This is a genomic window from Rhizobium sp. BR 315, assembly GCF_050577975.1.
GTDB classification, from domain to species: Bacteria; Pseudomonadota; Alphaproteobacteria; order Rhizobiales; family Rhizobiaceae; genus Rhizobium; species Rhizobium miluonense.
The window spans coordinates 91257-108567 of record NZ_JARWKZ010000009.1 but is presented as its reverse complement, the minus strand read 5'-3'; the positions used below and the strand labels follow the sequence as shown (position 1 = coordinate 108567).

Sequence of the window (17311 nt, the reverse complement as noted above, 5' to 3'; positions counted from 1 at the left end):
AGGTCTCGACCATGCAGAATATCCGTTCCCTGTTTATCGCGCTTGCCGGTGTTACTGTGTTTGCAGCCATGGCGCTGTTTACCGTTTCGCTCACGCTTGCCGTCGGCGGTATCCTGACCGTGCTCATGGTAGCCCGTGCGATTTCGCTGCGCATGAAGCCTGCGCCGGTGCGCGCCAAGGCGAAGACGAACAGCCAGCGCGAAATGCGCATCTGGAACGACGGTCGCGGCACGATCATCGATCTCTAAGGTCGAACACAGGATAGGGGTGGCCTGCTATGCCGGCTGCCAAACCCGTTTGCCCGAGATTCAGGCCTCGTCCTGATTGGCAAGGGCGACCAAAGCGCCGCGTTTTAGAGCACATCCAAGATTCTCCTTCATTTCGGGCCGGATTTGCTCTATTGGCAGGATAATTCGTGCTTAGACGAGAATGAAGGCAGGACCCCATGGACAAGTTCGTGAAGTTGACCGGTGTCGCGGCACCCCTCCCGGTCGTCAATGTCGATACCGACATGATCATCCCGAAGGATTATCTGAAGACCATCAAGCGCACCGGCCTCGGCAAGGGGCTCTTCGCAGAAGCCCGTTACAACGAAGATGGTTCGCCGAACCCGGATTTCGTGCTGAACAAGCCCGCCTATCAGAACGCCAAGATCCTCGTCGCCGGCGACAATTTCGGCTGCGGCTCCTCGCGTGAGCATGCGCCCTGGGCACTTCTCGACTTCGGCATTCGCTGCGTCATTTCGACCAGCTTCGCCGACATCTTCTACAACAACTGCTTCAAGAACGGCATCCTGCCGATCAAGGTCAGCCAGGAAGATCTCGACAAGCTGATGGACGACGCCTCGCGCGGCTCCAACGCCATCCTGACCGTCGATCTGGAAAACCTCGAAATCACCGGCCCAGACGGCGGCTCGCTGAAGTTCGAACTCGACGAGTTCAAGCGCCACTGCCTGCTGAACGGCCTCGACGATATCGGCCTGACGCTGGAAAAATCTTCCGCGATCAACGATTTCGAAAAGACAAACGCCGCATCGCGCCCCTGGGCTGCCTGATCGGTTTCATCATTATTTTGCGTTTCGAAGCCGGGCCTTGCAGCCCGGCTTTTTGTTTCAGGCATCTGAAAAGGCCGCGCCTTTCCACTCGCTGTAATATGTTCGACAAGAAGGGGGTCCATATAGGCCTGCCGAGGCCCTTCGGGCCCATCCCACCCCTATTCTTCTCCACGCAATGGAGCCTCTCCATGACCTCGCTTCCCATTGTCGGCGCCGCCATGACGCTTGACGACCTCGAAACCCATCGCAACTGGCTGCTCGAAAAGCCGCGAGACCTCGAACTGCAGAGCTTCGTCGAAGCCGACGTCCTGAACGGTGATTGGCAGCCGCTTGCCGAGCGCGCCCGCAAGCTGCTCGACGGCCATCAGGGTCGCCTCGGCATCCATGGCCCGTTCTGGGGCTTCATCATCGCCTCGCAGGATTCGGACATCCGCGCCGTCGTCTCCAAGCGCCTGCAGCAGGCGCTCGACGTCTGCGCCAATATCGGCGCCACGCAGATGGTCATCCATAGCCCCTATACGTCGTGGTCCTACAACAATCTCGACAACAACAAGGGCGAGCGCGAAAAGATCATCGAATATACGCACCTGACGCTGAAAGAGGCCGTCAAGCGCGCCGAAGACATCGGCCTGACCATGGTCATCGAGAATATCGAAGACAAGGATCCTCATATCCGCGTCGGTCTTGCAAATAGCTTCAACTCGCCCGCCGTAGCCGTGTCGATCGACACCGGCCATGCTCATTACGCTCATGGCTACACCGGCGCTCCGCCGGTCGACTACTATGTCCACGCCGCCGGCAACCGCCTGCAGCATATCCACCTGCAGGACGCGGATGGCTATGCCGACCGCCACTGGAGCCTTGGCGAAGGCAATATCCACTGGCGCGCCGTCTTTGCCGCCCTTGCCAAGCTCGACAGCAATCCGCGTTTGATCATCGAGATCAAGGACAAGTCGAAGATCCCGGCATCGGCTGCCTATCTCGCTTCGCTCGGCCTGGCCGAGTAAGGATAAAGCAACGCAAGCCATCCGCCCTCGTGGTGCGAAGCCCGAAGGGCGTAGCCTCGAACCACGAGGGCGGATGGTTAGGCGCAAAAGCCCGAAAACCGTACCGTTTCGGCCCCTTCCTCGCTTGAAAAGCCGCATTTGCAGGTCTAAAAACCCCGCAACTTTTTCTTTCGCGGAGGCTTTCCCATGACAGTGCGCAATCTCTTCCTCCTGCCGGGTGACGGCATCGGTCCCGAAGCTATGGGCGAAGTTCGCAAGATCATCGCCTACATGAACGAGACGAAGAATGCCGGCTTCGTCACGGACGAAGGCCTTGTCGGCGGCAGCGCCTATGACGCGCATGGCGCGGCGATCTCCGATGCCGATATGGCAAAGGCAATGGCGGCCGACGCCGTGCTCTTCGGCGCTGTCGGCGGTCCGAAGTGGGATGCGGTGCCTTACGAAGTGCGCCCGGAAGCCGGCCTGCTGCGCCTGCGCAAGGATCTCCAGCTGTTTGCCAACCTGCGCCCAGCCATCTGCTACCCGGCGCTGGCATCGGCCTCCTCGCTGAAGCCGGAACTGGTCGAAGGCCTCGATATCCTCATCGTGCGCGAACTCACCGGCGGCGTCTATTTTGGCGAGCCGAAAGAGATCATCGATCTCGGCAACGGCCAGAAGCGCGGCATCGACACCCAGATCTACGATACCTACGAGATCGAACGCATCGCCGGCGTTGCCTTCGAACTGGCGCGCACCCGCAACAACCGCGTCTGCTCGATGGAAAAGCGCAACGTCATGAAGTCGGGCGTGCTCTGGAACCAGGTCGTCACCGCGACGCATAAGGAAAAATATGCCGACGTACAGCTTGAGCACATGCTCGCCGATGCCGGCGGCATGCAGCTCGTGCGCCAGCCGAAGCAGTTCGATGTTATCGTCACCGACAACCTGTTCGGCGACATGCTGTCCGACGTCGCCGCCATGCTGACCGGTTCGCTCGGCATGCTGCCGTCCGCTTCGCTCGGCGCACCTGACGCCAAGACCGGCAAGCGCAAGGCACTCTACGAGCCCGTGCACGGTTCCGCACCGGACATCGCCGGCAAGGGCATTGCCAACCCGATCGCCATGATCGCTTCCTTCGCCATGTGCCTGCGCTACTCCTTCGGCCTGGTGTCCGAAGCCGATGCGCTGGAAAAGGCGATCGCCAACGTGCTCGACAGCGGCATCCGCACCGGCGACATCATGTCGGCTGGCAGCCGCCAGGTTGGCACCGCCGAAATGGGCGATGCCATCCTCGCCGAATTCAAGGCTCTGTCGGCATAATCTTCGGCATAAATCGCCTGCTATATTTCACGTGAAACACAAGCCCCGTTCTTCACCGAAGAGCGGGGCTTTTTGCTGCTGCAGCCAGGCTTGCACGCGCCTTGATCAATCACCTGCCTCGGCGTCACAATTCTTTAGAAGAGTTGTAACAAGTCGCTGTTAGGCGTCATCTTTGATTGGATATGAAATATCAGGCGGTGGGTATGCAGGAGATTTTGGCGTCTCTCGATAGGCGTTGGCGGCGAAGCGATGCTGCGCTTGCATCATGCCATTGGAAGACCTGCCTATTTCTGACAGCCAATATTGTGCTGCTCTCTGCTCTCCTGTTCGATCGGCCCGTCGGCGCAGCCCTGAAGAGCCTCTCGCCCTCTATTCGCTTTTTCGGCGGAATGCTGACCGATTTCGGCGATTCCGGCTGGATCATCATCGTCAGCGCCTTCCTGTTCATCGAAGGTTGGGCCGGTAGCCGTCTGCTGCGCTCGCCGCGTTGTCGCTGCCAGGCAACGCGCATCTGCCAGATCGGTGCTTACCTGCTGACAACGATCGTGCTTTCCGGCCTTCTCGCCAATGTGCTCAAGCGTGCCATCGGCCGCGCCCGCCCAACGCATTTTGCCGATTGGGGCCCCTTCGGCTTCTCGCCCTTCAACGGCCGCGCCAGCTTCGAGAGCTTTCCGTCTGGCCACGCGACCACAATCGGCGCCCTTTTCGTGGCGCTTGCCTTTATCTTCCCGCGCTACCGTTACATCTTCGCTGCCTGCGCTCTGTGGCTGGCGATCACGCGCGTCATGGTCGGCGCCCATTATCCGAGCGACGTCATAGCCGGCCTGGCGCTCGGCGGCTGGTTTTCCTTCATGACGGCGATCGTCTATTCCCGTTACGGCCTGCTCTTTCGCATCGACCCCGCTGGCTGGCCTGTAACGAAATGGCGGCTGCTGAAGAGCAAATGACGCTCTGATTAGACCATGTGCAGCTAAGTCGCCGTGTGCAGCCGGTAAGGCGAGGGCATACTCGTACGCGTCCGCCTTTGAGCACAACAATGCATGGCCAGACCGCAAAGGTTGCCAAGGCCGTTCTGCCTTCATATATCTGGCAATGGCGTGATCGCGAAAGCGGTCAACCCGATTTCGTTTCCACTGCGATGAAAATCATGGATGCCGGGCCGATACGTTTGAGCGAAAGGCAGATGGGATTGATCTCCCGGGCGCTTGCCGAGCCGCGACGCGTGCAGATCTTGAAGGAGATCGGCGCACGAACCGAACCCATGCCCTGCAGCACCCTGAACGAGTGCCACACCGTCAGCGCCGCGACGATGTCCCATCATATCAAGGAGCTCGAAAACGCCGGGCTCATCGAGATCCAGCGTGAGGGCAAGTTCGCAAACCTCATGCTGCGCCGCGATACGCTGAACGCCTATATGGCGGAGCTTTCCAAGATCTGACGATTTCGTCCATGCCATCAGCATTTTCTGTTGCCGCTCTTGTATCAATTAGATGATTATCTAAATATCAAAGTGACGATGCGAAACGGTTTTCGGGTCGCATGCGCCAAATGGTTTGATGATTATAAAACCGTCTAACATTTTCCAAAGGAAAGTCACATGAGCAAGCTGACAGGCAAGGTCGCAATCGTGACCGGAGCATCCAAGGGCATCGGTGCTGGCATCGCCAAGGCAATGGGCGAGGCGGGCGCAGCCGTCGTCGTCAACTATGCCTCGAGCCGCGAAGGCGCCGACAAGGTGGTGGCCGCGATCACGGCCAAGGGCGGTAAGGCGCTCGCCGTCCACGGCGACGTTTCCAAATCCGAAGACGTCAAACGGCTTTTCGCCGAAACCAAGCAGGCCTTCGGCCGCGTCGATATCCTGGTCAACAATGCCGGCGTCTACCAATTCGCGCCGATCGAGGAGTTCACCGAGGAAGAATTCCATCGTGAATTCAATATCAACGTGCTGGGCACACTGCTGACCACGCGGGAAGCCGTCAAATATTTCGGCCCAGAAGGCGGCAATATCATCAACATCGGCTCAAACGCCGTCAGCATGAACCTGCCGACCGCATCGGTCTATACGGCAACCAAGGCTGCCGTAAACTCCATCACCCAGATCCTCGCCAAGGAGCTCGGTCCGAAAAATATCCGGATCAATAATCTCGCGCCGGGCGGCGTCGAGACTGAAGGCGTCGTTGCGGCAGGCGTCATCGGCAGCGACTTTGAGAAGCATCTCGTCTCGCAGACGCCGCTCGGCCGCCTTGGCCAGCCGACCGATATCGCCCCGGTGGCTGTCTTCCTGGCTTCGCAGGACGCCGCCTGGGTGACCGGTGAAACCATCTATGTCGGTGGTGGCCTGAAATAATCACCCAACGCAGAGCCGCCCTTCGTCAGAAGGGCGGCTTGACCGGCGCGGCATAGCCGCACACTGCGCCTATACATTAGCGAACAATTGCCAAACCGCCTCATTTTCCTATTTAGTGTGGATGTCCGGGTTTTCCGCATGGCATCGCAGTCGATCGTGCCGCGAAGCGACATCTCGTCCGCGAAATTTCGAAACAGATCCTGTCTTCAATGCGATCCAACGCAGCAGCGAATGTCATCGAGCGCTCCTAAGATCCGCCGGCGATCGCTGTCGTGAAAAACAAACGGAGGACGTCTTTATGAATAGCGCCAATACCAAGTCGAAATTAGGCACTCGCACCAATCTCAGCGAGGAAGCGACCCGCGATATTTCCGCAGCTCTGAGCGCGCTGCTGGCCGATGTCTTTGCCCTCTATCTGAAGACCAAGAATTTTCACTGGCATATGAGCGGACCGCATTTCCGCGATTATCACCTGCTTCTGGACGAACAAGGCGATCAGATTTTCGCGATGACCGATCCCATGGCCGAGCGCGCCCGAAAGATCGGCGGAAACACGCTGCGCTCGATCGGCCAGATCGCCAAGCTGCAACGCATCCCGGACAACGACGCGGAATATGTCGACCCGCAGGACATGCTCGCCGAACTGGCGGATGACAATCTCAAGCTTTCGGCCGAAATGCGCGCTGTTCACGGCGTCTGCGACGAATATGGCGATGTCGCCACCGCCAGCCTCCTCGAAAACTGGCTGGACGAGACCGAACGCCGCACCTGGTTCCTGTTCGAAATCACGCGCAAGTCCAACCGCTGACACTCGAAACGGAGGGCCTTCGAACACGATAGGTTGAAGGCACGTTTCAACGCCCCCGATTTCCTCGCTCCCGCAGCGATGCGAGCGAGGAAATCCTTGACTCCTGTGGAAAACCTCTTAGAACCGGCGACGGAAAAGGAAGACTTCCATGCTTCGCTTCGAACAGATCGATAGCCACAGTCACCCGGCGGAATATGCCGGGCAGGATGTCTATTTTCCGGTTTCTTCCAAAACCATGGCCAAAACGACGACGAAAACCGTCTGACGTCTCTGGCCTGCCGCTCTCTCCCCGGCTCGGCTGGGGACAGGAACCGGTCGTAATGGCTGCGGTTCCCCCCCTTCGCCCAAGAGGAGAGAAGAGAAAGAGAGCTTGAGAAATGGGTTTCAAAGTTGCAGTAGCGGGCGCGACCGGGAATGTCGGCCGCGAAATGCTCAACATCCTGGCTGAACGCGGTTTTCCGGCCGATGAGGTCGTGGCGCTCGCATCCGCCCGCTCGCAGGGAACCGAAGTTTCCTTCGGCGACCGGACGCTGAAGGTTTCCAACCTGGAGAACTACGACTTCTCCGACACCGACATCTGCCTGATGTCGGCCGGTGGCGAGGTCTCGAAGAAGTTCTCGCCGAAGATCGGCGCCCAGGGCTGCGTCGTCATCGACAACTCCTCCGCCTGGCGCTACGACGCCGACGTGCCGCTGATCGTGCCGGAAGTGAACCCGGATGCCGTCACGCAGTTCACCAAGCGCAACATCATCGCCAACCCGAATTGCTCGACTGCGCAGCTCGTCGTGGCGCTGAAGCCGCTGCATGATTTCGCCAAGATCAAGCGCGTCGTCGTCTCGACCTACCAGTCCGTTTCCGGTGCCGGCAAGGACGGCATGGACGAGCTGTTCAACCAGACCCGCGCCGTCTTCGTCGCCGACCCGATCGAGGCGAAGAAGTTCACCAAGCGCATCGCCTTCAACGTCATTCCACATATCGATAGCTTCATGGAAGACGGCTACACCAAGGAAGAGTGGAAGGTACTGGCCGAAACCAAGAAGATGCTCGACCCGAAGATCAAGGTCACCTGCACGGCCGTTCGCGTACCCGTGTTTATCGGCCATTCCGAATCGGTCAACATCGAGTTCGAAAACGAGATCACCGCAGACCAGGCCCGTGACATCCTACGCGAAGCACCGGGCTGCCTCGTCATCGACAAGCGCGAAAACGGCGGCTACATCACGCCTTACGAATCCGCCGGCGAGGACGCGACCTATATTTCGCGTATCCGCGAAGACGCGACCGTCGAAAACGGCCTCAATATCTGGGTCGTCTCCGACAACCTGCGCAAGGGTGCCGCCCTCAATGCCATCCAGATCGCCGAATTGCTTATCAATCGCGGCCTGATCAAGCCGCGCAAGCAGGCTGCATAAGATTTCGTAAACCAATTTACGGTTTATAAATCTTCGCTAGCTAAGCAGGATTGAACGAAAGCCTCGCCATTTCGGATGAAAGGCGAGGCTTTTGCAAATATATTTGGCGGTTATGTTTTACGTGAAGCGAAAATACTGACCGCTAAAATGTGATAATGACATGATGGTCGGATGCTGGCATGGTCCAGTGACGACTAGACCGCGCATAAGCCTGGTGATTGGCGGGTTTATGCGCCTTCCAAAAACGGTTACCGCGTTCGCATCGCGGTAAGAATTCGGGGACACTGAATGCGGATCACAAAGTCTGGAATGGCGGCTCTCGTCGCGGGCGGGCTGCTGCTCGCCATGCCGATTACGGCAAACGCTGCATCCTGCGGCAACACTTCCGCAGGTTTCGAGAATTGGGTGCAGGAATTCAAGCGCGAAGCGCAGGGACAGGGCGTCAGTTCCTCCGTCCTCGACAAGGCCTTCGCAAACGTTCATTACAACCAGCCCACCATTCGCGCCGACCGCGGCCAGAAGAGCTTCAAGCTTTCCTTCGAGGAATTCATGAAGAAGCGCGGCGGCCAGACGATCATCAGTCGCGGCCGCAATATGAAGCAGGCGAACGCGGCATTGTTTGCCAAGATCGAGAAACGCTTCGGGGTTCCCGCAGGCCCGATCATCGCCATCTGGGGCATGGAAACCGGCTTCGGCAGCTACATGGGCGACCAGCACACGCTTTCGGCCGTTTCGACCCTTGCCTATGACTGCCGCCGTTCCGCATTCTTCACCGAGCAGCTCTATGCCGCCCTGAAGCTCGTCGGCGAAGGCTATCTCAGCACGTCTGCACGCGGTGCGGCCCATGGCGAAATCGGCCAGACGCAGTTCATGCCCAAAAACGTCGTGGCCTTCGGCATCGACGAAGATGGCGACGGCAGGGTCGATCTTGTCGGCTCGCGTGCGGATGCACTCGCCTCGACTGCCAACTTCCTGCGCGGCCATGGCTGGCAGCCCGGCGCCGGCTATCAGCCCGGCGAGCCGAATTTCGTCGCCATTGCCGGCTGGAACGACGCACGGGTCTATCAGCAGGCCATCGCCTATATCGGTCAGCAGATCGACGGCAGGTAAGCCTCAGCTGGCGCATGAATCAAAAAAAGGCGCTACGACCGGATGGTCCGCAGCGCCTTTTCTTTTTTGATCGATATTCTAGCCGCAGGACGTCCAGGTGGACTTATACGTCCGGACGGATGAAATCGCGGGTATCGGGGTCCATGATCCAGAGCTCGCCGGTCGAAATATCGAACCATGCGCCATGCAGGCGCAGTTTGCCCTCTTCCTCGCGCGCCTTGATCTCCGGGAAACTGCGGAGATTGTCCAGCGAGTTGCGGATCGAAATACGCTCCAGTGCCGTCTGACGTTCGGTCTGCGTCATGATGTCGTTACTCTGGATCTGTTCGGCCGCCGGCTTCAGCAGGGCCATCCACCGGCCGATGAAGTCGCCCGGCGACAGCGGCTCGGCATCGGGATCGAGTGCAGCACGAATACCGCCACAGCGGCCGTGGCCCATGACAACGATGTCGGAGACCTTGAGCGACAGAACCGCGAATTCAAGCGCCGACGAGGTCGAATGGAAATTGCCGTCCGGCTCATAGGGCGGCACCATGTTTGCGACGTTGCGGATGACGAAGAGCTCGCCCGGGCCGGCATCGAAGATGATCTCCGGCGCCGAACGGGAGTCACAACAGGCAATCACAAGTGTCGACGGGTTCTGGCCGATCTCCGCCAGAGTGCGATAGCGTTCGCGCTCATCGACGTAACGCCCGCTCATGAAGCTGCGATAACCGTTCAGAAGGGTGTCGGGAAAGCTTTGCATGATATTGAATTACAGCGCACCGGGACCGATGGCAACTGCTGCGCTGCAAAAAGCGTTACCCCCTGCGGGCCGCTATTTTTTCCGCCGTTGCGCCGGATGAACGAGGTGCCGCAGCTGCACCATCGCCATCGGCGTCGACAGGCTCGCGGAATCGACGGCGAGTGTCAGCTCGTTGCTGCCGCGTTTGACGGCGCGCGCCAGCACTTCATAGACGCTGGCCGTCGTCAGCTGCAGCGCCCGTTCCTCATCCATGCCGGAAAGCAGGCGTGAGAGGAACAAGGCACAGAGCAGATCGCCGAGCCCGTTCGGCGCACCCTCTATGCTGCGATGCTCGGCAAGCAGCGCGCTCCGGCCACTGAGATAGAGGTTTCCGATGCCGCCGGCCATCATCGGCACCGCCGAGGTCACCAGCATGCGCGACGGCCCAAGCGCGAGTGCCGCCTCCATAATAGCGTTGTTGTCCTCGAGCGGCGCGCCGGCAAGCCAGGCAAGCTCATAGCGGTTCGGCGTCGCCAGCGAAGCCAGCGGGATAAGATGGTCGCGGATCGCTTCGGCAGTCGCCTCGGGCACATAGAGCCCGCCGGCATCGCCGATGACAGGATCGCAGGCATAAAGCAGATCGGGGTTCTTTTCCCGCAATGCCGCCACCAGCCGGGCAACGGAACGCGCCTGCGCGGCATTACCAAAGTATCCGGAGAGCACCGCTTTGACCTCGGAAAGCCAGGGCGCCGCAATGAGATCGTCGATTGCGTGATCGAAATCCGCCTCGTTGAAGGTCAGCCGCGTCGAACGGCCGTGGCCGGGATGCCATGGCAGAACGATGGTCGGCAGGGCCCACACGGGATGGCCGAGCGTTTCCAGCGCGAAGACGGCGGCGCGATTGCCTACGGAACCTCTGACGACATGGCTGGAGATGACGATAACGGCGCCGGCCGACACTTGCGACATGATGCTTGCTTTCAAGTTCAGGGCTTCAAACTGCAACGATGCCGTTGATGATCCCTTTGGCGGCACTCTGTCAACGGCACTTCACAGAGTCATGAAACCCTCTGTTGACGAAGTGATTCCGCCAATTTCACCCCAACGATATCTGCTTTGTGCTGAGATCGAGCATTCTGGCAAGATTTTTAAAAAAACGAGCCAAAATCAGTCCAAAAGCAACCGAATTCGCATTCTTTTTGCCAGTTTTTTCGCTAAACCTTCTGCTAATGTGGTCAGAATTCGAAAATCGGGAGGAATTCCATGGCGCCCAAAAGCAATCCGAAACGGGAAAAACAGATCGAAGCGGCACGAAAAATAGCCGCAACGACGGGCGAGGCGCACCTCGATCCCGAAATCCTGTTCGGCCGGGCCAGCAACGACGATATGGAGCTTTACAGCCCTGAAATGCTGGCCCTTGCTGCAACGCACGCGGCCAAGGAGCTGGCAGCCTGGAATGGCACCGCTCCGCGCGTCAGCATCGATCAGGTTGCCAATATAGAGCCCGATGGCGTTGCCGTATCGATCCTGTCGATCACCGACCACAATATGCCCTTCCTCTACGAATCGGTCATGGGAGAGGTGACCAGCAGCTACCGCGACCTCTATATGGCCGTGCATCCGATCCTGGTCATCGAGGGCGGCAAGCAGCCGAGCCTCTATTCCGCCGAGCGCCCGAGCGACCCTGCCCATCGCGTCAGCCATATCCAGCTACATCTCTCGCCTTTGACGGCGGCGCAGGCAGCGGACCTGACCAAGCGGGTGCAGACCGTGCTCGATCAGACGCATCTCGCCGTTTCCGACTGGAAGCCGATGCTGTCGCGCCTGGACACCGTCATTTCCGAGCTTTCCACCTATGAAGCAGCCGGCCGCCGCAAGAACGATCGCGACGAGGCGCTCGCCTTCCTTGCTTGGCTACGGGACGGCAATTTCACCTTCCTCGGCATGCGCGAATATGTCTATTCCGGCAAGGGCGCAAACGCCAAGGTCGAGCGCGATCGCGGCGCCGGCCTCGGTATCCTCTCCAATCCGGATGTCCGCGTTCTCAGGCAGGGCCAGGACGCCGTCACCACGACGCCGGAAATCCTCGCCTTCCTCGATGGACCGGATTTCCTGATCGTTACCAAGGCCAACGTCAAATCGATCGTTCACCGCCGCGCCTATATGGATTATGTCGGCGTCAAGCGCTTCGACGCCGATGGCAATGTGACGGGCGAGCTGCGCATCGTCGGTCTCTTCACCTCCACGGCCTATACCAGCGCTGCCGCCGAAGTGCCGCTGCTGCGCTCGAAGGTGCAGAAGGTCAAGGATCATTTCGGCTTCGATCCCACAAGCCACTCGGGCCGCATGCTCGAAAATACGCTGGAATCCTATCCCCGCGACGACCTCTTCCAGATCGATACGACCTTGCTGGCAAGCTTTGCCGAACAGATCAACGATCTGACCGACCGGCCGCGCGTGCGGGCATTGCCGCGCATCGACCAATTCGACCGCTTCGTTTCGGTAATCGTCTATGTCCCGCGCGAGGAATATGATTCCGTCGTCCGCGAGAAGATCGGCAACTACCTGAAGTCAGTCTATGACGGCCGCGTCTCCGCCTATTATCCGGCTTTCCCGGAAGCGAGCGTAGCGCGCGTGCACTTCATCATCGGCCGCAGCGCCGGCAAGACGCCGCATGTTCCACAGGCTAAGCTCGAAGAGGCGATCCGCGCCATCACCGCCCGCTGGGACGAGCGTTTCGTCACGCTGGCAGGCCCGAAGGCGCCGAGCATCTCCGTCAGCCAGGCCTTCCAGGAAGCCTTTTCGCCGGAAGACGCCTTTGCTGATCTGCCTGACATCACCGCAACTGCCGGCGTCGAGCCGATCCGCATCGGCTTCTATATCCGCAAGGACGAGACAGGCGACATTCTTTCGCTGAAGATCTTCCATGGGGACGGCAACCTTGCGCTGTCGCGCCGCGTGCCGCTCCTGGAAAATCTCGGCTTCAACGTCATCAGCGAGCGCACCTTCGACATCTACGTCACCGCCAAGGGCGGCTCGACCGGTCATGTCGTGCTTCACGACATGGAACTCGAGGCCCGCAACGGCCTGACGATCGATCTTGCCCGCCACGGCGCCGCACTGGAAGAAGCGTTCCTCGCTGCTTTCGGCGGCACCATCGACAACGACGCCTTCAACCGGCTGATCGTCTCTGCCGATCTCTCCGCCCGCGAAACGAACGTATTGCGCGCCTATTCCCGCTATCTCCGGCAGGCAGGCATTGCCTATTCGCAGGACTATATCTCCTCGACGCTAGACAAATATCCGCACGTCGCAGGATCGCTCTTCCGGCTGTTCCACGACACGCTCGATCCGAAGCTTAACGACAAGAACCGCACGAAAAAGCTTGCCGAGCTGCATGCAGCCATCGAAACCGAGCTTGCCGACGTTCCGAGCCTCGACGACGACCGCATCCTGCGCCGCTATGTCAACGCCATCGACGCAACGCTGCGCACCAACTATTTCCAGAGGAATGCCGACGGCACGCCGAGGGCGATGCTCGCCTTCAAGCTCGATCCGAAGCTTCTGGATGGCCTGCCCGAGCCGCGGCCTTTCCGCGAAATCTTCGTCTACGGCGTCGAGGTCGAAGGCGTGCACCTGCGCTTCGGCAAGGTGGCGCGCGGCGGCCTGCGCTGGTCCGACCGTGCCGAGGATTATCGCACCGAAGTGCTCGGCCTGGTGAAGGCGCAGCAGGTCAAGAATGCCGTTATCGTGCCGGTGGGCGCCAAGGGCGGCTTCTATCCGAAGAAGCTTCCGGTCGGCGGCAGCCGTGACGAAGTCTTCAATGCCGGCCGCGAGGCCTACAAGACCTATATCCGCACGCTGCTGTCGATCACCGACAATATCTCCGGCGCCGATATCATTCCGCCGGCCGACACCGTGCGGCTCGACGGCAACGATCCCTATTTCGTCGTCGCCGCCGACAAGGGCACGGCTACCTTCTCAGACACCGCCAATGCGCTGGCGCAAGAAGCCGGCTTCTGGCTGGACGACGCCTTCGCATCGGGCGGCTCGGCCGGCTACGACCACAAGAAGATGGGCATCACCGCCCGCGGCGCCTGGGAAACCGTGAAGCGGCATTTCCGCGAGATGGACATCGATATCCAGACGACGCCCTTCAACGTCGTCGGCGTCGGCGACATGTCCGGCGACGTCTTCGGCAACGGCATGCTGCTCTCGCCAAAGATCCGCCTGCTCGCCGCCTTCGATCACCGCGACATCTTCATCGATCCCGATCCTCGCATGGAAAAGACGCTGGCCGAACGGCAGCGCCTCTTCAACCTGCCGCGCTCGAGCTGGCAGGATTTCGACAAGTCGATCCTCTCGAAGGGCGCCATGATCATTTCCCGCTCGGCGAAGTCGGTGACGCTGACGCCGGAGGCGGTTGCCGCCATAGGCATCGACAAGTCGGTCGCAACGCCTTTCGAAATCATGACGGCGATCCTCAGGGCGCCGGTGGACCTCTTGTGGTTCGGCGGCATCGGCACCTACGTCAAGGCGCCGGCCGAAACGGATTCGGAAGTCGGCGATCGCGCCAACGATCCGATCCGCATCACGGCCGAGGAAGTCCGCGCCAAGGTGATCGGCGAGGGCGCCAATCTCGGCGTCACCCAGAAGGGCCGCATTGCCTATGGCCTCAAGGGCGGACGCTGCAACTCGGACGCCATCGACAACTCCGCCGGCGTCAACACGTCTGACGTCGAGGTCAACATCAAGATCGCGCTGGCATCTGCCATGTTCGACGACCGGCTGACACGTGCCAAGCGCGACACGCTGCTCGCCTCCATGACCGACGAAGTGGCGATACTCGTATTGCGCAACAACTACCTGCAATCCCTGGCGATCTCGCTGACGGAGCGCAAGGGCACCGGCAACGGCCTGGAACTCAGCCGCTTCATGAGCGTGCTCGAAGCGGCAAAACAGCTCAACCGCAAAGTCGAAACCCTGCCCGACGATCAGACCTTCGCCGAACGTTATGCCAACGGCCGGCCGCTGACGCGCCCGGAAATCGGCGTGCTGCTCTCCTATGCCAAGATCGTCCTCTTCGACGCGCTGGTCGCAAGCGCCCTGCCCGACGATCCCTACTTCGCGGCAACCCTCAGCCGGTATTTCCCGGCCAAGATGCAGCGCTCAAATGCCGCCGATATCGACACTCACCGCCTGCGCCGCGAGATCATCGCAACGGCGCTCGCCAACGAGGCGATCAATAGAGGCGGTCCGGGCTTTGCAGTCAGCATGATGGATGCAACGGCGGCGTCGGCTGCCGAGGTGGTTAAGGCAGCTGTGGTTGCCCGCGACGGCTTCGATCTCGACCGGCTCTGGAACGAGACCGATGCGCTGGATGGCAAGGTCGGCGGTCAGATGCAAAACCGCGTCTACGGCGAGATCACAGAGGTCTATACGGTGCTGACCCGTCTGCTGCTCAAGACCGGCGCTGCCAAGGGCGACATCGAAGAGACGGTTAGCCGGCTTCGGGCAGCCTTGAAGAAGCTGCGACCCGTCTTCCTCAGCCAGATCCCGGCAGATTTCGCAGCCGAGATCGCCACGCGTGAGGCGGACTATCTGGCCGCCGGCCTGCCGGAAAAGCTGGCTTCGGAGATTGCCACGATCTACGCGCTCGTCCTCGTGCCTGAGATCATGCAGATCGCCGAGCGCACCGGCGATACGCTGCACCGGGCGGCCGAAAGCTACTTCACCGTCTCGCAGACCTTCCGCGTCGGCCGCCTGCTGCTTGCCGGCAGCAGGATCGTCACCGGCGACCACTATGAAAGCCTCGCTTTGGCGCGCAGCCTCGATCAGATCGCCGGCGCGCGCCGCGATATCGTCATCTCCGCCTTGTCCAACCATCCGAAGGACAAGCAGCCGGTTCAGGCATGGCATGCGGAAGACCGTATCCGCATCAATCGTATCGCCGAAGAGCTCGGCGGCCTCAGCGAAAGCGGCGATCCGAACCTCGCTCGCATTACCGTTGCCGCCGGCCTGCTTAGCGATCTTGCGAACGGCCGGGCAAGGTGACACAGTCCGCCCCGACCCGGCAAACGGGTAAGGGATTGAGGGGCTGAACTTGGTGACGACTGAAATTGACAATGGCGTGCCGGCAAAAGTGCCGGCACGAGGCATCTGGGGCTGGATGTTCTTCGACTGGGCGGCCCAGCCGTTCTTCACCGTCGTCACCACCTTCATCTTCGGCCCCTATTTCGTCGCGCGACTGACGACCGATCCGATCTCCGCACAGACGACATGGAGCAACATGGCGACGATCTCCTCGGTGATCATCGCCATCCTCTCGCCGGTCCTCGGCTCGATCGCGGATCAATCCGGTGCTCGCAAACCGTGGATCGCCTTCTTCGCCGTCATCAAGATCGCCAGCCTCTTCTGCCTCTGGGGCGCCGCACCCGGATCGCCGGTGGTCTATCCGGTAATCTTCATGATCCTGGCTTCGATCTCGGCCGAATTCTCGATCGTCTTTAACGATTCCATGATGCCGCGGCTGGTCGGCAAGGATGATGTCGGTAGGCTGTCGAATGCAGCCTGGGGGCTCGGCTATCTCGGCGGCATGATCGTGCTGATCACTGTCGTTGCGCTGCTCGCCGGCAATCCGCAGACCGGCAAGACCATTCTCGGCCTGACGCCGCTCTTCGGCCTCGATGCCACGCTCGGTGAGGACGCGCGCATCACTGGGCCGATTTCCGCCGTCTGGTACTTTCTCTTCATCTTGCCGATGTTCTTCTTCACGCCCGACGCCGCCCGCGGCCTGCCGCTTCGTGCCGCCGTTCGCTCGGGCCTGCACGAACTCACCATGACCTTGGGCGAGCTGAAGCGCCGACGCGGCATCAGCCTCTTCCTCATCGCCCGCATGGTCTATCAGGATGGCGTCAACGGCCTGCTGATCCTCGGTGGCACCTTTGCGGCAGGCATGTTCGGCTGGGCGACGATCGAGATCGGCATCTACGGCATCATCCTCAATGTCATCGCCATTTTCGGGTGCTTCGCCGCCGGCTATGTCGACCGCTGGCTGGGCTCGAAGACGACGGTCATGATCAGCCTGACGCTGCTGCTCGTCGCCACTTTCGGCATCCTCTCGACTGGACCGGGCTTCACGCTTTTCGGCCTTGTCCCGCTCTCGACGGTCAGTTCCGGCGGTCTGTTCGGCACCGCGGCGGAGAAAGCCTATATCGGCTATGGCCTCTTGATCGGCATCGCCTTCGGCCCCGTACAGGCCTCCTCGCGCTCTTATCTCGCCCGCAGCGTCAGCCTCTCGGAAGCCGGGCGCTATTTCGGCATTTATGCACTCTCGGGCCGCGCCACCAGCTTCATGGCGACGCTGTTCTTCTCGCTGGTAACCTACTGGAGCGGCTCGGCCCGCCTCGGCATGGCGACGCTCGTCATCTTCCTTGCCGGCGGCCTCTTGCTTTTGCTGCCGACACCCTATCCGGCCGATAGGGTGTCAAAATAGGCAAAGAAAATCCCGGCGGGCGAACCAGCCGGGATATAAGATTTTGCAATCGCGT

The 17311-nt window shown here is 60.3% G+C and carries 14 protein-coding genes; 12 read left to right on the top strand and 2 right to left on the bottom strand.

The window, feature by feature from the left end; translation table 11 throughout:
- Positions 1–11: 11 nt before the first annotated feature.
- From QD409_RS12430 to QD409_RS12385, 10 genes are all read left to right on the top strand, one after another.
- Positions 12–248 carry a hypothetical protein gene (locus tag QD409_RS12430; RefSeq protein ID WP_004127322.1) on the top strand — a complete coding sequence of 79 codons (237 nt, stop codon included), beginning with the start codon at positions 12–14 and terminating at the stop codon, positions 246–248.
- Between the two features lie 197 nt (positions 249–445).
- The gene (gene leuD, locus QD409_RS12425) at positions 446–1054 is read left to right on the top strand and encodes a 3-isopropylmalate dehydratase small subunit (RefSeq protein ID WP_430762847.1); all 609 of its coding nucleotides are present in this window, start codon (positions 446–448) and stop codon (positions 1052–1054) included.
- A gap of 188 nt (positions 1055–1242) precedes the next feature.
- Positions 1243–2061, top strand: a complete 819-nt coding sequence (locus QD409_RS12420; RefSeq protein ID WP_430762846.1) for a sugar phosphate isomerase/epimerase family protein — start codon at positions 1243–1245, stop codon at positions 2059–2061.
- Positions 2062–2247: 186 nt separating this feature from the next.
- The gene (gene leuB, locus QD409_RS12415; RefSeq protein ID WP_430762845.1) at positions 2248–3360 is read left to right on the top strand and encodes a 3-isopropylmalate dehydrogenase; all 1113 of its coding nucleotides are present in this window, start codon (positions 2248–2250) and stop codon (positions 3358–3360) included.
- A gap of 203 nt (positions 3361–3563) precedes the next feature.
- Positions 3564–4307: a lipid A 1-phosphatase LpxE gene (gene lpxE / locus QD409_RS12410; RefSeq protein ID WP_430762844.1), complete on the top strand. Its 744-nt coding sequence runs from the start codon at positions 3564–3566 to the stop codon at positions 4305–4307.
- Positions 4308–4396: 89 nt separating this feature from the next.
- The gene (locus QD409_RS12405) at positions 4397–4798 is read left to right on the top strand and encodes a winged helix-turn-helix domain-containing protein (RefSeq protein WP_430762843.1); all 402 of its coding nucleotides are present in this window, start codon (positions 4397–4399) and stop codon (positions 4796–4798) included.
- A 159-nt stretch (positions 4799–4957) separates the two neighbouring features.
- Positions 4958–5707, top strand: coding sequence for an SDR family NAD(P)-dependent oxidoreductase (locus QD409_RS12400; protein ID WP_430762842.1), 750 nt, complete (start codon positions 4958–4960; stop codon positions 5705–5707).
- 298 nt (positions 5708–6005) lie between these two features.
- Positions 6006–6515, top strand: coding sequence for a Dps family protein (locus QD409_RS12395; protein ID WP_092846436.1), 510 nt, complete (start codon positions 6006–6008; stop codon positions 6513–6515).
- A gap of 377 nt (positions 6516–6892) precedes the next feature.
- Positions 6893–7927 (top strand): aspartate-semialdehyde dehydrogenase, encoded by a 1035-nt coding sequence (locus QD409_RS12390; RefSeq protein WP_430762841.1) that lies wholly within the window; start codon positions 6893–6895, stop codon positions 7925–7927.
- Positions 7928–8215: 288 nt separating this feature from the next.
- The gene (locus QD409_RS12385) at positions 8216–9037 is read left to right on the top strand and encodes a lytic murein transglycosylase (protein ID WP_430762840.1); all 822 of its coding nucleotides are present in this window, start codon (positions 8216–8218) and stop codon (positions 9035–9037) included.
- Positions 9038–9140: 103 nt separating this feature from the next.
- Here QD409_RS12385 and QD409_RS12380 read toward each other — a convergent pair whose 3' ends face one another.
- Positions 9141–9782 carry a carbonic anhydrase gene (locus QD409_RS12380; protein WP_092846442.1) on the bottom strand — a complete coding sequence of 214 codons (642 nt, stop codon included), beginning with the start codon at positions 9780–9782 and terminating at the stop codon, positions 9141–9143.
- A 72-nt stretch (positions 9783–9854) separates the two neighbouring features.
- On the bottom strand, positions 9855–10730 hold the full coding sequence (pdxY, locus tag QD409_RS12375) for a pyridoxal kinase PdxY (RefSeq protein ID WP_092846444.1): 876 nt from the start codon (positions 10728–10730) through the stop codon (positions 9855–9857).
- Between the two features lie 294 nt (positions 10731–11024).
- On the opposite strand from pdxY, the gene QD409_RS12370 reads away from it, so the two are divergent.
- On the top strand, positions 11025–15815 hold the full coding sequence (locus QD409_RS12370) for an NAD-glutamate dehydrogenase (protein ID WP_430762839.1): 4791 nt from the start codon (positions 11025–11027) through the stop codon (positions 15813–15815).
- 49 nt (positions 15816–15864) lie between these two features.
- Entirely contained in the window at positions 15865–17256 is a 1392-nt protein-coding gene (locus QD409_RS12365) for an MFS transporter (protein ID WP_430762838.1), read from the top strand.
- The last annotated feature ends 55 nt before the right edge of the window (positions 17257–17311 follow it).

Coding starts and splice junctions, on each gene's coding strand:
- QD409_RS12420 (WP_430762846.1), top strand. CDS start 1,243: ATGACCTCGCTTCCCATTGTCGGCGCCGCCATGACGCTTGACGACCTC.
- leuD (WP_430762847.1), top strand. CDS start 446: ATGGACAAGTTCGTGAAGTTGACCGGTGTCGCGGCACCCCTCCCGGTC.
- QD409_RS12400 (WP_430762842.1), top strand. CDS start 4,958: ATGAGCAAGCTGACAGGCAAGGTCGCAATCGTGACCGGAGCATCCAAG.
- QD409_RS12405 (WP_430762843.1), top strand. CDS start 4,397: ATGCATGGCCAGACCGCAAAGGTTGCCAAGGCCGTTCTGCCTTCATAT.
- QD409_RS12395 (WP_092846436.1), top strand. CDS start 6,006: ATGAATAGCGCCAATACCAAGTCGAAATTAGGCACTCGCACCAATCTC.
- QD409_RS12430 (WP_004127322.1), top strand. CDS start 12: ATGCAGAATATCCGTTCCCTGTTTATCGCGCTTGCCGGTGTTACTGTG.
- QD409_RS12370 (WP_430762839.1), top strand. CDS start 11,025: ATGGCGCCCAAAAGCAATCCGAAACGGGAAAAACAGATCGAAGCGGCA.
- QD409_RS12390 (WP_430762841.1), top strand. CDS start 6,893: ATGGGTTTCAAAGTTGCAGTAGCGGGCGCGACCGGGAATGTCGGCCGC.
- QD409_RS12385 (WP_430762840.1), top strand. CDS start 8,216: ATGCGGATCACAAAGTCTGGAATGGCGGCTCTCGTCGCGGGCGGGCTG.
- QD409_RS12380 (WP_092846442.1), bottom strand. CDS start 9,782: ATGCAAAGCTTTCCCGACACCCTTCTGAACGGTTATCGCAGCTTCATG.
- lpxE (WP_430762844.1), top strand. CDS start 3,564: ATGCAGGAGATTTTGGCGTCTCTCGATAGGCGTTGGCGGCGAAGCGAT.
- pdxY (WP_092846444.1), bottom strand. CDS start 10,730: ATGTCGCAAGTGTCGGCCGGCGCCGTTATCGTCATCTCCAGCCATGTC.
- leuB (WP_430762845.1), top strand. CDS start 2,248: ATGACAGTGCGCAATCTCTTCCTCCTGCCGGGTGACGGCATCGGTCCC.